The sequence below is a fragment of the uncultured Campylobacter sp. genome (assembly GCF_938030145.1).
GTDB lineage: Bacteria > Campylobacterota > Campylobacteria > Campylobacterales > Campylobacteraceae > Campylobacter_B.
In genome coordinates, this window is the sequence record NZ_CALHGM010000040.1 from 1 (window position 1) to 14827 (window position 14827).

Genomic DNA, 14827 nt, shown 5'->3' on the forward strand with positions numbered 1-14827 from the left:
CTTTAAAAAAATATGGCAATCGCGGTATTGACGGTAGAGAAAATTTACCAAAAGAACATGAAGTCGTAACTTTTCTGCACGATTAAATATAAAGGATAAAAAATGGCGCTATAGCAATAAGCAAGGTGAGAATTATAAAGTCACGTTGATAGATGCAAGAAAAGGATAAATAGTTTTTTATCCGATCAGAATTCAGCTCGGTAAATTTTAAAATTTAGCGCAGCGAAAGGCTAAAATTTGATAAGAGATCACGACAAAGTGTTTTTAAAAGTGCCGAAATGAAACGCGATATAAAAGCCGAATTGATCTTAAAAGCTATAAATTAGGGGCTAGGGTGATAAAAGAGTTCATTAAAAAATGTTTTGAGCTAAAAGGGGTGAGGATTTTATTCTGGATCGCCTTGCTCTTTTTTACAATAGATTGTTTGGGCGTTATATTTGCCAGCATAGACGCGGTTTTTTTGGCGGAGTATAGCGGTTACGATATCGCGCATCCGTTTTCTATCGTTTTAAAAGCTTTTGAACTAACGTGGCACGAAGAAGCGAGCGATAGCGAAAGCGATATTTTTGGCGCTATGGTGTTGTACCTATTTTGCGCGACGGTAATTTGCCTCCTATCATCTGCTGCTTCATATTTTCAAAGATAAAGACTTTTATTCTACTGGATAAAATATCCGGCGCATCCGCATTTTTTATAAGTTTATTTTATACTTATTCGCTGACCGTAATAATCCTAGCAAAAGCGGGTTTTACTTGGTTGGGTCATCTGTTTGATCGCTCAAATTTTAATTTTAATATAATGATGATAAGCGCTTTATCATCGCTAATAATAGCGTCTGCAACGGTTTTTATTCTAAAAAGAAGAGATAAAATTTAATGCAGATAAGTTTATGGGATCATCTTTTTCGGCTAAATTTTACATAAATTAATACGTAAAATTTTATGAATAGGGCTCGAGAAATGGAAATTTAAAAGGGCAAATTTTGAAATGATCTTGAAATTTGTCTCTGCTTCAGATTTGAAATTTCAAGTTGCACAGTTTGGAATTTTGATCATTGACTTCAAATTTTAAAATTTTAATCCCGCCTACTTTCTTAAATTTTATAATCTAAAATCCTCGTGTTTCAAACCATGCAGCTTGAAGTCGCTGCTTCTTAAATTTAAAATTCTAAGCTCTGGGATACGGAACCCTACTCGATAAATTTTAAAATCTAAGCCGGAATTTAATTTGGTAAAAATTTTATCAGGTAGAATTCGGCTCGGTAAATTCTATTAAATGCTCCTATAGGAGAGAAAAATATGAAATCTCAAATACAGCATTTCAATTTCCAACGGGATGGAATTCTACAGCACGAATTTTGCCATTTTTCTAGGTAAAAAGTGTTAGGAGTATATATTTTTATGCCTTAAAATGGACTAAATTTAAAAAAGCGCCGATTGCTCAATGCCCAAGATTTCGGCATTTCAAAATCTTAAAAGCAACTTTATCGCTATCTATATGTATCGTGAGTGCAAATGTTAAAATCTAAATATAAAGATATTCAAAAATCGAAGTGTGAATAATAAAAAGCTGAAATTTTAAAAGCATATGCGTTTTTAAAGCCAATTCGTTCGCCGTTCCGTGCTTCAGATCAAATTTATTTTAAAAGCACATGCATCTTAAGAGGGCACAATCTATAGGCGCAAGTGATTCTAGTCAAAATTTCAAAAGCACGAATGAGCTTAAACCCCCAACCTACCGCCATACCAACCCCTCGTAAGGCACGCCTTCACAGACGTATTTTTTAATCTGATTTGCCTCGCGACGGATAATTTGACGCCAGGTTAAGCTCTGTCCCGCTACGTTCGCGCAAGATGATAGTTTCTCAATTATTTTTAGCTCGATTTTTTGCACCGCTTCTTTACCGAATCGAATACGCCCCGCATCCGTTTCAAAATCTTTTGCCGTAATCTCGCGCTTGTTTAACATTCCAAAAATTAATCTATCTCCTAAGATCGGCTTAAAAATCTCTGCAAGATCAAGACGCAGGCTTAACGCGCGGTAGTTTGGCTCGTGCAAAAAGCTGATGCGCGGATCAAGCTCGGTTTTGTAAATTTCGCTGAGGCAGACGTTATAAATGCGCGTATTTACATAGCTAATGAGGGCATTAATTTTATCTGCCGGCGGGCGTTTGGAACGCGTCGTAAATTTAAAACTGCACTGATCCTCGATGATTTCGTTCCAAGCCGCGAAATACTGCTTGGCAAAGCCGCCTTCCACCGCCATTACCGCTGCTATGTCGCAGGTGCGCGCTAGGGCATCCAGATGCGGCGCAGTATCGAGCGAGACGCCGTAAGCCTTGCAATTAATGGCTGCATTTAAGATGCGAGCGCGAGTAATCTCTCGAGCGATAAAAAGGCGCTTAGAAAGATCGTCAAAAGCCCGCAGCTGCGCCAAAAGCACAAAGCCGCTTTTATTTACAGAATTTGAAGTGTTCGGGAAAAAACTGCCGCGAAAGCTCTGATAGGCGCTAAAAATATGCAGCAAAATGTTATTATCAGCCAAAAACGCCATAGTATAAGTGTCAAGCTCTACCCGAGCCAAAATATAAATTTCATCAATTGCGTTAATCGGCAAAATTTTACTAGTTAAAATTCCGCCCTCGTCATTAAATTTATCGAAGTATAGATTATTATCTTTGCGGCGCAATCGACCTGGGCTTAAAATAAAATGCGTGCGATCCGATTTTTGCATACTTTATCCTTAAATTTTAGCTGAATATTGCCTCGTTTTTATCGCACCCGATGACGAGACGCTGTGAATATTTAAGCGAATTAAAAGTATAAATTACTACCGAATCAAGCTTGCTGGCGCATTCTTTTTGCAAAATTGCTATTAATTTTTTAAGATCGCTCGCTCTGATTTCGCCTTCGAAAACGCTAAATTGCACGCGAGGCAGAAACTTCTCGACCGCCTTTCGGATGCGCGCAGCGTTATTTTTCTCCTTTTCGTCGCTGCTTGAAATATCGTAAAATAAAATAGCGTACATTCTATCTCCTAAATGCAATAATCACGATAAGCGCAACTCTCGCAAATCTTTTGCGGGCTAAATTTAGGCGGCTTTGGCTCGTTTACAAGGGCGGCGATGCTGTTTAGAATTGTTTCGATTTTAGTGAAATTTTCGGCGCTGTCCTCAATGGCTATGACGGTTTTGCCGCTAATTAATTTGCCTTTCACCTCTTTTAAATTTAAGCCTGTTTTTAAAAGATAGATATAAAAAAGTAGCTGCATCTTGCCTGCTTCTGGATTTTTTAGGCTCTTTTTATATTCGGTGATGAGATAATGTCCGCGCTGCTTGGAAAGCTTGTCGAATTTCAAATTTGAAAATGCAAAGTCCTGCAAATCGTTCTCTTTGATATCCGCTAGTGCCTTGCCCATCAGCACGTTTTCATCCTCCTGATTGGCGTGAATATTGTGTGCGTAAAGCCACGCCTCGCGCTTGCAGGTGATGTAATAATTCACAAGCGTGCCGGTAATTTGGTCCTTGCAAAACATTAGTCGAAAAACTCATTCTTGAGATTTAAGGCGGCATCCTTTTTAATCCCGAAATTATTATTGTATGAAGTATCGCCAAATGGTAAATAATAGACATCTTTTAGCCCATCAATACGCTTTATATTTAAACGCTTTGCATCAAATTCTGTGATATTTACACCAAATCTATTAATTTTCTTAATAGTATTCGTAAATATATCTTTCTTATTAAATTTGTCCATATCAAGCCTATTGATTTCAAAAATTTCATTTTGAAATTCTTTAATATAATCTTCTTTTGGCTCAATTATTACTAAAATTTTAAGCCTATCATCCATCGCCTCGCTAATCTTTTCGTTTATATCGTAAAATCCGAGCTCTCGCATCTGTTCCGCCAAAAGTAAGCTCTCTAGGCTTTGCTTTATGGCGCTGAAATACCTAGTGGAAATATCTAAAATTTCGCTTTCGATGATATCTCTTTGCTTTAGAATTTTTACCAAAATAGTATCGCTAATACGTTTTAAATCACCGTAAATGAGATCGGAATAGTCGCAAATATCGTTAAATACGTATAATTCTCCCAGAGCTGTGAAATTTCTATTTATACGACCGGCAGTTTGGATAATCGAGCTAATGGGTGCTATCTCTCTAAATCCGACATCAAAATCCAAATCCACGCCAGCTTCGATAGACTGCGTAGAAATTAGCAAGATCGGATCACCGTGCCCACTTTTATTTTTAGTAACTGCATCTTTTATATTTTCGATATTTTTTCGTTTGTGATCGTCGCACATATATCCGTTTAGGCAAAAAACTTTAAATTCATCGTAAAATTCCAAAAATAGCTCTTGCGCTTTTTTAATGGTATTTACGACGACTAGTGTATTTTTGCTTTTTGCCGATTGTTTAATCTTATCTTTTAAAGCACTCTCATTACCATCAAACCACTTTAAAACGTATCTATTTTGATCTTTGAAATAATCCAAATTTGAAATTTCTTTAAATTTAGTCGCATCAACAATAGGCATCGTAGCGGACATAAAGATAAAAATGCAGCCAAATTTCTCCGCTATCATCTCGCAAAGTTTCATAAAATCCGCCCTAAACTTATACGGTACCGCCTGCGCTTCATCGATTATTATTACACTATTTTTTAATCGGTTAAATTTTACGCTATCTTTATTTTTGTTTCCAAAGAGTGCAAATATAAATTGATATAGCGTAGTTACGTTGATATCTCCGCTAAAGGAATCCATCAAAAATTTAACTTTAGAATAGCGATCTTGCGGAGTGCTTTCATCTATCGTAGTTTTGTGATGAATTTTATGAATTAATATATTTTTATCGTCTTTGAAAATCTCTTTTATCTCATCATAAACTTGATCTATGATAGCCGTAAACGGCAGCACATAAATAATACGTTCTTTATTAAATTTGGCGGCAAAATTTAGCGCAGTCAAAGTCTTGCCGTAGCCCGTAGGCGCAGTTAAAGTAAAAAGATTATGATTTACATCGAAATTATTTAAAACGAATTTTCTAAACTCGCTTCTTTTTTCATTTGGCTTACGATTTTCCAGGACTTTGATATATTTTTCGATCGTATTAGGATTCGCCGGTTTAGAAGCAGGAATTCTTTGATTAAAAATAGCTTCATATTTGTCGCTATAAATAAGTGACGAAAATATGTCTTTGAAATTTAAAAAGTCATCGTAATCAAACTTCTTTTTCGTAAATTTGGAGTATTCTCTTAAATGTTTAGCTTTAATTAAAAGCTCATTTTTATCGCTTTTAATATCTTTGTAAATTTCTAAACCTAAAGCCTTATCTAAGACTTCGTCCCAAAAGTCTAGCTCTTTCGAGCTCTCAAAATATTTGCCGAAATTTTTATTTTGCGTTGTAAGCTCACAAAAATTTTCTACATTTCCATGGTGTGATACGATGGATAAAAATCCAAAAGCCGTATCTAGCTCATTAAATTCTGAATTTAGTAAAAATATGTAAGAGGATAATAAAGCATGATTTTTATCTGCAATTTTTTCGGTAGGATTTTTGATATAAATTTGAAAATTAGTTTTTAGCTTAGCTATATCGTGATAAATTTTAATGCATTGTAAAAGCCTACTATCCGATTCGGCAAGTATATTTATTATATGCTTTCTTAGCGGCTTATTAGGATGCGATAGCGGCTCACTTTGCAAAGTAGACCTTGTAGTCATTTATTTGATAAATATTTCCTCTATTCTTTGCTTTGATTTGACTATTGCCGCTTAGCTTGATAACGAAATCTTTAAAATCCTTAAAAATTCGACCCTCTTCGCATCCGCAAGCCATTCTAGCCGTAGTAAGTCTGATATCAAAGCTTTGTGCATCAAATATAAAATCGTCCATCAAAACGAACGTATCTATAAAACTTTCCTTTTCATGCACCAATTCACAATTTTTTATCTCGATATATTTAAAATCCGCTATACAAAAATTTATACCTAAATATGGCGTAAAGACACATCTATGAGCTTTTAAGCTGTCGATTATATTTTCTTTATAAGAAGCTTTTAAAGCACTTAAATCAACGAATATGACATATCTAGGATCTTTTATTAGCTCTTTATAAAACTGCTTTTTCTCGCTAGAATCTTGATAGCCTTGTTCGATATGCATATTTGACGATAGAGCAAATTTTATACCGTTAAAAATCATAGTTTTTTTGCGAAATTGCGAACTTAAAATAACGCTATAACCTATATCGTTAAGTTTAAAATAATTCATTTCACCTATAATCGATCCCAAAAGCCCCATGACGGCAGTCTTTGGCGGCACGGGATATGTAAGAGACGAGTATATAGTAGCCGGATGAGAAAAATGCGCGTAATCTCCCGATAGCTCAAAAGCTATTATATCCATTTAAAATCCTATTTTTATCCAACTACTATCAAATTGTGATCTATTATTTTGCTCGAAGTCAAAATCGATCATATACTCTATTTTTTCGATCTCTTGCGCGTATCTGGTAAGTTTAGCTTTTAATCTAGAAAAATCAATCGTAAAATCATTTATACTTCTTATCTCTACGTCTTCTTTGCTACTATTTATACTTATACAGTTATTTAAATCTCCAGCGAAAGTATCATTTTTATATGTAATTACTAGCATAAATCTAGGCATCTGACCCATTTTCGTGCGAGTAATTAAATTTTTAGTCCCGCCCCAAAGCGCTCTTAAAATCACTTTCACATCATCTTCACTTAAATTTGTAATCTTTGCACTATGATTATCTACTATTCCGTAAGTTGCAAACATTGCATAATTTAAAAAATCTTCTTCTCTAAACGTTTTATTTGCCTTATCGCTACCGCTTGCAAACGCGCCGGTGCCTTTTATATGCTCTACCGCAACTCTATGAAGCGATCTGCTCATTCTAAACTGAATGGGTCCAACAAATTGAATTCCTGCTGTTTTTATGCCTTCTTTTTTCATCTCATCTTTATCCGATATCGGCAAAACCCCACCAAATGCGCGAATATCGATAAATTTAGATAAAATTTCTTTTTCAATCTCGATTTTTTCTTGCTTTACATTAATCACTTCACGTATCGCGCTTTTGCAATCTAAGATATTTTCATCTCTTTTATACTCTTTAATGAAAATCGTACTTTCGTCTTTTTTCATAATTTCATCTCTAATTGTTCGCTTTATACGTACATCAGTAACTTCTGCTATACCCGTCTCATCGTCTATCCTAGGAGCGTTATCTCTTAGCATATCGCCGTTTGGATTAAAATTTTCGCCGTCCCAAAGAAATAGAATTTCCTTCTTTTTCATTACTCGTCTCCTTGAGTGTTATCTTTAATATATTTCGTAAAATCACTTCCGCCCATAGCAAAAGCTAGCGTTACATAAGCGCTCTTAACCCGCTTTTGAGATAAAAACGCACTTGGTAAAATTCCAATCAAAATATCGCGCATGATTTCTATATTAGCACTTCTTTTTCCTCGCGATACATTGGAGAGTTTTTTGTTAGTTTCATCGCACTTGGTCCAAATCCGTTCTAAAAGCTCTTTCGTAATTAGTCCGGCATTATTCAGCCATTTTTCAAATGAACTATTTTTGCTAATAGCAAATTGGCGATTTATCAACCCTGCTGACATCATTCCTAGCAAATATGCGCTCTGCAATACTTCATTATCTTTTAGAAATTCGCTATTTTTCAAAATAGAGCTTATTAGCTCTTTTTTATCGCTTAAGCTTTGCAAATTAACCTCCCTTGCAAATGATATTTTTCCATTTAAAGCACCTATTTCATTAAAGAAATTTTGATATTTTTCGATACTTTTTATACTTCTATTTTGATATGTCTTAACGCAATTAAAATAAAATCCCCACTCTATTTTTGACGCATAACTAGAGTTAATATTGCCTTTATAAATCAAAGCAGCATATTTTTCCATCATATCGTCCAAATTCATCCTATTTTGTGATAATAAAAAATTCATAATGTCGATGTTTTTAAGAAATAAATTTTGCATGTAAATAGTATCATCTTGTTGATCTTTACTATCTTTTCGCCTAATCGCCCTAATATTATATCTACCCATTAAATCGGAAATTTTAGAAATATAAGACGGCAATACATCATCTATTTGCAATAATACATTAACCGCAGCATTACTTTTTTTATAAAATAGAATTGTATTTAGCACGGGCATATTTGCTTGCGCTTTAGCTACGGATTCCAACTCGTAATTAATACTTTCTTCGATATTTTGTATGCCTTGTAGATCTTTTTTCTTTTCGCTCGGATCTTTTAAAATTTCCACTATTTTTTCTAATAAATTTGTATCATTTACCATTAACGTTGGTAAGACCGCCATTTTATCCCCGTAAAAATTAAAAGATAATTCCTTATCAATTGCCATAAAACCGTTTTTAACCAAATTTACATTAGCGCCATTTAGAGGTAGTAATCTAACTTTAATGTCTTGTAAAGCAGTCGGTAACTCATTTACGGAACAAAACGCCAAATTCGCATCTCCGCCGATACCAATACTATTTGTAAGCATATCATAACCATAAATTTTGGTAGTTTTACCATTATTGCTATCGCCTAAATGACACGTAAAAATATTTTTGAAATACGCTGAAATCGGTCTATCCTCCCAAGATAATGCAAAAAAAGTAGCTACTTTCATGCCCTTTTTCTTAGGCTCTTCTTGTAGAGTTGTAATTTCACTTAAAATATCATCAAAAAAGCTCTCGTTTAAGCTAGATAAATCCGTTAATATTTTATCATTTTTGATATCGTCAGGATTGAAGCAAGAGAGCATATTTTTTACGGCTTTTAAAATTCCTTTTATAAATTTAGGAGTATCGTCTTTTACGGCTTTGCTAATGAATTGGACATTGGGGAACAAATTACCAGAATTCGCGCCTATGCCAAATCTACAAACTATTAAATCGTCTCTTGAAATATTGTTATTTACCGATATTTCTTTACTTTTAATATCACAAAGATAAATTTTAATAGCATCGTATTCGTAGCTCTTGTTGTTAATTTTAGTTTTTTGTTTGTCGTAAATTTCGCCGATACTAGAAAAAATTTTAACTATATCGCCCAAAATTTATCCTTTCTAAAATTTAGCGCAATTATATCTAAATTAAAATCAATATGTCAATAGTTACTATAATTTAATATAAAGAAAGTTTGATTTTTTAAAAATTTTATTATAGAATTGCCATAAAGCAAGCAAATATTCTTTTAGAATTTGAAATCTATACTTTAATATAGTCTTGCTTTACAACCTCCAAAACCCCTACTCCGTAGTTCATACACCCACTTCCAGCGCCCGTGCCAAGGATCAAATTTATTAGTTCTGCATTAGCTACAATTCTCCATCTTGCTTGCCACGCATATACCGGCTCGCGGTTGTTGCCATAATAGAATTTCACAGACTCACCCAGCTTTTGCCACAATAAATTTAATTCCATTTCGCCATCATATTTTTGCCCCATAATCGTTTCAAATCGCTGTAAAATATTCGTCTTCATCATCTCTAAATGCCTACTATCTTGCGGCTGCAAATAAACCTTATGCCCCAAAAGCCCGCTTACTGCGCACGCCACGTAGCCTTGCACAATAGATTCGTTCTCGCAAATTTTATGATTTTTCGCTTCGACGGTAGTTTGCGTAAATAGAATTTCACCCAAGCTTAGCCCGTCTTTTAGCACTGCTAGCGCGATTTTACGTTCAAACTCCGGCTCGCATGAAGCAAATCGCACGCGCAAGTCCTCTCCTCGCAAGATAAAATCAAACACCGTGCGTTTAAAAATTTTACCGCTTGATTCGTGCCTGTATCCTACGTGCTCTGAAGCCGGCAAATAGCGATAAATAAAGCCCTGAATCAGCTGCGAGAGAGATTTTGTGATTTTTAGATTTTTAGTTGGTAATTTTGCGTTGATGATTAGCATTTGCGCTCCTTTGCGCAGTAAAATTTTGCCCAAGGTTCGCGTAAACCTTGGGCAAATGAGCTCTAAGTAAAATTAAAATCCTATCTCTTTGATATCGGCAAACTGCAAAAACGCGCGATAAATTTGCCCGATATTTGCGATACGATTTGCGCGTATCTTGACATCCTGGACGTTTATCATTACGTTATCGAAAAAATCATCAATCACGCCTTTAAGCCCAAACAGTGAGCGCAGATACCCACTCACGTCGTTTTCGTTGAGCTTAATCGCTCTGAATGCCGCATTTAGCGCACGCTCAGCATCGTGTTCGAATAGGTTTTCGTCCACCGCGCCTATTTTTTCGTCCTTGATGATATTGGCTAGGCGCTTAAAAGTCGCGAAATTTTCCCCGAAATCCGCTGCTGCTGCGATCTCGCCCAGCGCCTTTATGGCCTTGCTTAGTCGTAATAGATCGTCGTTTTCGCCGCTTGCGATGCACGCCTTGATCACAGACGGATTTATCTCGTCAAAAATTCCGTATAACCTATCTTTTATAAAATCCAGCAGCTTAGAAATGTCAAATTTCTTATAATTTGGCGCCAGCTTCTGCGCCAGCGCATTCGCATCAAAGCTCAATCCTTGATTTAGTAAAATTTTAATTAGCCCCGTAGCTGCGCGGCGAAGTGCATACGGATCTTTATTGCCGCTTGGAACTTTATTGATACTAAAAAGCCCCAGGAGCGTTTCAAATTTCATCGCCACAGCGATTACGCTACTAAATACACCGCTTGGCAGCTCACTATCCTCGCCGCTAGGCAGATATTGCTCGCGTATCGCGCGGCATACATGATCTGTAAGTCCAGCGTGTGCGGCATAGTAGCTGCCCATAATGCCTTGAAGCTCGCTAAATTCGCCCACCATCGTGCTGCCAAGATCTGCTTTGCTAAACATTACGGCATTTTCCACATCCCGCGCAAAATCCTTTTTGCCGATCTCCGCCTCGATCTGTGTAGCATAATCCGCGCTCAGTGCCCTTGCTACCGCTAGCTCGCGCACTTGCTTATCATAAACTGAGCCAAGAGCTTGCATATAGGATATTTGCTTAAGTTTTTCAGGGCTAAATTCCGCTTGCAAATCGCTTTTCCAAAAAAACATAGCATCGCTTAGGCGCGCGCGTAAAACTTTTTCATTGCCGCGCACCACTAGCTCGTCATCATCGGTGATCGCATTACTAACGACAACGAAGTGATTGCTTAAGTTTTTACCCTCGAAAACGGGAAAATAGCGCTGATTCTCCTTCATCGAAGTGATGATGACCTCCTTTGGCACGCTTAAAAAATCTCGCTCAAAGCTACCTAGCAGCGCCGTCGGATACTCAGTGATAGCCGTTACTTCATCCAGCAACGCAGGATCGACCTCGATCTTAAAGCCATGCTTTTTCTCGAGCTTTGCAAACTCGCTTAGAATTTTATCTTTTCTTTTTTGCTCGCTTAAAATTACGCCGTTACGCTCCAGCAGTGTAAAATAATCCGCAGCGTCTTTAAATTTAATCGCTTCATAGCCAAATTTTCTGTGCGGAAAAAATGCAGCCGCGCTTCGCACGCCATAAATTTCAAAATCTACGTTTTGACCGCCCAAAACGCAGGCTATGCTTCTTATCGGACGGATAAACTCAAACTCGCCGCTACCCCAGCGCATTGCGCGTCCAAAATTTAGTGATCGTAAAAACTCCTCTATCATTTCGCCTAGAATTTCACGACTATCGCGCCCCTTTTGCACCGCAGCGTGATATAGCACCTCTTTGCCGCCTATCTGCCGAAATTCCAGCTCGCTTTCGCTTATGCCGCATTTTTTAGCAAAACTTAGCGCCGCAGGGCTCCACGCGCCGTCTTTTAGGGCGACGGACTTAGGTGCTCCCGTGCTTACGATCTGCGCATCATCGCCGCGTTGTGGAAAATCCTCGTGAAATAGCACAAATCTACGCGGGCTAAATTCGAAGCGAAAGTCGCTATTTATGCGGTTAGCCTCAAGCACCGCGCGCCATTTTGGCGCGATATTCGCAAGCTCTTTTAAAAACGGGATCGCAGGCAGCTCCTCGACCCCAATCTCAATGAGTAGTTCCATCTTTATCCTTTTTTCGTTGATTTCGTTTTTCGTTTTTCTCCATCATTTCGCGGTTAAATCCTACGATCATAAATATCATAAAAAGCACGAAAAGTGCGGTTATAACGGCGTGTATCATTCTACTATAAATTCCTTTTGCCCTTTATAAATCGTAAAATAGGCATTTTTAAATTCTAAATTTTTGCCGTTTTGTACAGGAGCGCTTTTGCGAAAAATTCTAAACTCTCCCGTGCTTTTTAGATCAATTATGCCGTCCTTAACGTCGCCTTTGATCGTGCTTATCACATCTCCTGCGCGCAGCTGCCGTACCGATGCGCTAGGCAAAACGTATGGCGCGATAGAGCCTACGTTGCCGCTTCTAGCTACGATCTCATAATCGTCGATCTCAAAGCTTTGCTTATAAAATTTCGTCTTTTTTACTAGCAAATCGAGTTTGTCGCCTAGCTGCAGCCCGCTGCCGCCATAGACAAAAACTCCGCTTCCATCTTGAGAAATCGCAAAGCCGTGGCGGTTTGTAAAGCTCACGACTACGCCTTTTATCAGCACAGGCTCGCTTATAATGCGCCCGTAAAGCTCCTCTATCGTGACGGTCTTTGCGGCACTAGCGGTATTTTTAGCTAAAAATTCTTGCTTTTTCGGCATAGATTTTAAAGCGCCTTCGTCCGTCAGAATGAAGCTAATCGGGAAATGATCGGAAGTGAGAGAGGATTTGGCAAACGCGAAGCTGTCCTTTTTATATCCCGGCTCGCTACTAAAAAAATCGTCGCTAAGCAAGATATGATCGAGCACCGCACCGCTTTCGTGAGACTCACAAGAGCCAAAATGCTTTAACTGCGAGCAGGGATGCAGTGCCCATAGATCGCTAAATCCATCGCGCTCGATAAGCTCATTTAGCAAAGAATTTCGCCCGAAATTCGTATTAAAATCTCCCGCTATGATAGCGCGTTGGTGCCCTTGCAAAACCTCGCGTAAAAAAGCGAAATTGCGCTTGCGCTCGCTTAGCGGATTGCGCGCAGAGAGCATATGCACGACATAAAAGCTAAAATCAGTGCCACCAAGCGCAAAATCAGCGCGCAAAATATCTCTAGTTTTAAGCTCTATCGGGCGGTAGGTTTTTTGAAATTTTATCGGTATGCGCGACATCACCGCTACGCCCGCAGGTGCAGTCTGCGCGCGCGAAAAAGCGTAGAATTTATAGCCCGCTTTCTGCGCAAGTGCTTTTAGCACGGCTTCGTTTTCGATCTCTTGTAGCCCCAAAATATCGGCGTTGAGCGCGCTTATCTCATTCGCTATCTCTTGCAGCTTGCGCTCGTATTTTTGCTCGCTCCAGCCTCCGCGCCCGATCTTAAAATCCGCGTACTCCGTGCCGTCGTTTACGCCGTCGAATAAATTTTGCACGTTAAACGATGCGATTTTCAGCTCCACCGCACTCGCGCCGCAGAAAAACATCGCAAAAAGTAGTGCTAAAACTCGCAAACCGCGCTCCTAAAGTCGAATTTATCGATATTTTGACGGATCGCTTCGTAGGTTACGATACCCACGCTGGTGGCTAAATTTAAACTGCGCCCCGCCCCGCTCATCGGGATCGTGATGCAGTTTTCGCGGTTTGTGCGCATTATTTCAAGCGGCAGTCCATGCCCTTCAGAGCCGAAAATCAAAAAATCGCCCGGCTGAAATTTCGCCTCGTAGTAGAGCTTGTTCGTCTTCGTCGTCGCAAAAAAGAAGCGCTGCTTAAATTTATCGTTCGCCGCCATAAACTCGTCCCAATTTTCCCAAATTTTAAGATCCAAGTTCGCCCAATAATCAAGCCCAGCTCGGCGCAGATGCTTATCGTCGATGACGAATCCGAGCGGCTTAATCAGATGCAAGCGGCAGCTCGCATTGACGCACATACGCCCGATGGAGCCAGTGTTTGTGTGGATCTGCGGATATACTAACACGATATTAAACATCAAAAACCGCCGATTTTGCACGGGCACAATTTTGCGATTTAAAATTCCGCGAGGTAAAGTTTTGAGATTTAGAATTTTGCAAAGCTAAATTACGCAGCTTGGAATTTTGCGCGGTAAATCCTTGTAAATTTGAATGGGCAAAATTCCGTATTTTGAAATTCTGTGAAATAAAATTTAGGTCCATGATTTTGCGACGCTGCAGTACGTCAGATCTCTCCTCACAACGATACGTCTCTTTTGTTCTTATGTGGTGCGGCGCGAGAGCTGCTCCCATGGTACAGGACACGCGATACGGCTCGATAAATTTTGCTTTAATGCGTTTAATACGACGCGGGCTGTGAGATTTTGCGCCAAGATGTCCTAATCCGCAAAATTTCATCTCGCTGCAATGCGAGCCGTGAAATTCCGTCTCGCTGCTGCACGGCTCGTATAATTTCTCGCCGCAGTGATGTGATCTGCGAAATTCTCTCGATCCATAAAACTTAGCCTCGTGGGCTTTTTTGGTATGGCAGCACGATGGATGAAATTTTAATAGGTAAAATTCTGCGTCATAAAATTCTACCGAGCTAAGCTTTGCGCTATGAAATTTTACGCCGCAAAAATTTAAATTTCGCTCGCCAAAAAAGATAAAATTTCGTGCAGTAAAAATCACGAAATTTTGCCTGCGATCAAAGCAAAAAGCGCGCTTTTGCAAATACACAGCATTCTTGCAAAACGCGTAAATTTCGTCGCGACGATAGAATTTTTTCATAAAACTAGCTCCTAAATAAAACGGCAATTTTACAAAAATCTCTCTA

Annotated in this window: 14 protein-coding genes; 1 reads left to right on the forward strand and 13 read right to left on the reverse strand. The window is 38.4% G+C overall.

The features are described 5' to 3' along the window. The first annotated feature begins 334 nt into the window (after window positions 1–334). A complete protein-coding gene (locus Q0323_RS08415; protein WP_298053478.1) occupies window positions 335–646 on the forward strand; it encodes a hypothetical protein in 312 nt (103 codons plus the stop codon). A gap of 1088 nt (window positions 647–1734) precedes the next feature. Here the strand turns inward: Q0323_RS08415 and cas1 are convergent. From cas1 to Q0323_RS08480, 13 genes are all read right to left on the reverse strand, one after another. Further along, a complete protein-coding gene (gene cas1, locus Q0323_RS08420) occupies window positions 1735–2733 on the reverse strand; it encodes a CRISPR-associated endonuclease Cas1 (protein ID WP_298053479.1) in 999 nt (332 codons plus the stop codon). A 16-nt stretch (window positions 2734–2749) separates the two neighbouring features. Then, a complete protein-coding gene (gene cas2 / locus Q0323_RS08425) occupies window positions 2750–3028 on the reverse strand; it encodes a CRISPR-associated endonuclease Cas2 (RefSeq protein ID WP_298053481.1) in 279 nt (92 codons plus the stop codon). Between the two features lie 8 nt (window positions 3029–3036). Then, complete coding sequence (locus tag Q0323_RS08430) at window positions 3037–3534, reverse strand: Dna2/Cas4 domain-containing protein (protein ID WP_298053482.1); 498 nt, start codon at window positions 3532–3534, stop codon at window positions 3037–3039. Beyond that, a complete protein-coding gene (gene cas3, locus Q0323_RS08435; protein WP_298053483.1) occupies window positions 3534–5711 on the reverse strand; it encodes a CRISPR-associated helicase Cas3' in 2178 nt (725 codons plus the stop codon). Before cas3 ends, Q0323_RS08430 begins: the two co-directional genes overlap by 1 nt. Further along, window positions 5701–6414 (reverse strand): CRISPR-associated protein Cas5, encoded by a 714-nt coding sequence (gene cas5 / locus Q0323_RS08440; RefSeq protein ID WP_298053485.1) that lies wholly within the window; start codon window positions 6412–6414, stop codon window positions 5701–5703. Before cas5 ends, cas3 begins: the two co-directional genes overlap by 11 nt. Continuing rightward, complete coding sequence (gene cas7b / locus Q0323_RS08445; protein WP_298053486.1) at window positions 6415–7332, reverse strand: type I-B CRISPR-associated protein Cas7/Csh2; 918 nt, start codon at window positions 7330–7332, stop codon at window positions 6415–6417. Then, a complete protein-coding gene (locus Q0323_RS08450; RefSeq protein WP_298053488.1) occupies window positions 7332–9125 on the reverse strand; it encodes a TM1802 family CRISPR-associated protein in 1794 nt (597 codons plus the stop codon). The genes cas7b and Q0323_RS08450 overlap by 1 nt, the downstream gene beginning before the upstream one ends. Window positions 9126–9279: 154 nt before the next feature. Beyond that, complete coding sequence (locus Q0323_RS08455) at window positions 9280–9975, reverse strand: CRISPR-associated endoribonuclease Cas6 (RefSeq protein ID WP_298053491.1); 696 nt, start codon at window positions 9973–9975, stop codon at window positions 9280–9282. A gap of 72 nt (window positions 9976–10047) precedes the next feature. Next, on the reverse strand, window positions 10048–12078 hold the full coding sequence (gene glyS, locus Q0323_RS08460) for a glycine--tRNA ligase subunit beta (RefSeq protein ID WP_298053493.1): 2031 nt from the start codon (window positions 12076–12078) through the stop codon (window positions 10048–10050). After that, window positions 12062–12196 carry a hypothetical protein gene (locus Q0323_RS08465; protein WP_291937682.1) on the reverse strand — a complete coding sequence of 45 codons (135 nt, stop codon included), beginning with the start codon at window positions 12194–12196 and terminating at the stop codon, window positions 12062–12064. Before Q0323_RS08465 ends, glyS begins: the two co-directional genes overlap by 17 nt. Then, entirely contained in the window at window positions 12193–13554 is a 1362-nt protein-coding gene (locus tag Q0323_RS08470; RefSeq protein WP_298053495.1) for an endonuclease/exonuclease/phosphatase family protein, read from the reverse strand. Before Q0323_RS08470 ends, Q0323_RS08465 begins: the two co-directional genes overlap by 4 nt. Next, window positions 13542–14030: a tRNA (cytidine(34)-2'-O)-methyltransferase gene (locus Q0323_RS08475; protein WP_298053769.1), complete on the reverse strand. Its 489-nt coding sequence runs from the start codon at window positions 14028–14030 to the stop codon at window positions 13542–13544. The genes Q0323_RS08470 and Q0323_RS08475 overlap by 13 nt, the downstream gene beginning before the upstream one ends. Beyond that, window positions 14023–14781: a hypothetical protein gene (locus Q0323_RS08480; RefSeq protein ID WP_298053497.1), complete on the reverse strand. Its 759-nt coding sequence runs from the start codon at window positions 14779–14781 to the stop codon at window positions 14023–14025. Before Q0323_RS08480 ends, Q0323_RS08475 begins: the two co-directional genes overlap by 8 nt. Between the last annotated feature and the right edge of the window lie 46 nt (window positions 14782–14827).

Excerpts from the sequence above, each read along its gene's own strand:
- cas1 (WP_298053479.1), bottom strand. The coding sequence starts at position 2,733 with ATGCAAAAATCGGATCGCACGCATTTTATTTTAAGCCCAGGTCGATTG.
- cas2 (WP_298053481.1), bottom strand. The coding sequence starts at position 3,028 with ATGTACGCTATTTTATTTTACGATATTTCAAGCAGCGACGAAAAGGAG.
- Q0323_RS08430 (WP_298053482.1), bottom strand. The coding sequence starts at position 3,534 with ATGTTTTGCAAGGACCAAATTACCGGCACGCTTGTGAATTATTACATC.
- cas5 (WP_298053485.1), bottom strand. The coding sequence starts at position 6,414 with ATGGATATAATAGCTTTTGAGCTATCGGGAGATTACGCGCATTTTTCT.
- cas7b (WP_298053486.1), bottom strand. The coding sequence starts at position 7,332 with ATGAAAAAGAAGGAAATTCTATTTCTTTGGGACGGCGAAAATTTTAAT.
- Q0323_RS08455 (WP_298053491.1), bottom strand. The coding sequence starts at position 9,975 with ATGCTAATCATCAACGCAAAATTACCAACTAAAAATCTAAAAATCACA.
- glyS (WP_298053493.1), bottom strand. The coding sequence starts at position 12,078 with ATGGAACTACTCATTGAGATTGGGGTCGAGGAGCTGCCTGCGATCCCG.
- Q0323_RS08465 (WP_291937682.1), bottom strand. The coding sequence starts at position 12,196 with ATGATACACGCCGTTATAACCGCACTTTTCGTGCTTTTTATGATATTT.
- Q0323_RS08475 (WP_298053769.1), bottom strand. The coding sequence starts at position 14,030 with ATGTTTAATATCGTGTTAGTATATCCGCAGATCCACACAAACACTGGC.
- Q0323_RS08480 (WP_298053497.1), bottom strand. The coding sequence starts at position 14,781 with ATGAAAAAATTCTATCGTCGCGACGAAATTTACGCGTTTTGCAAGAAT.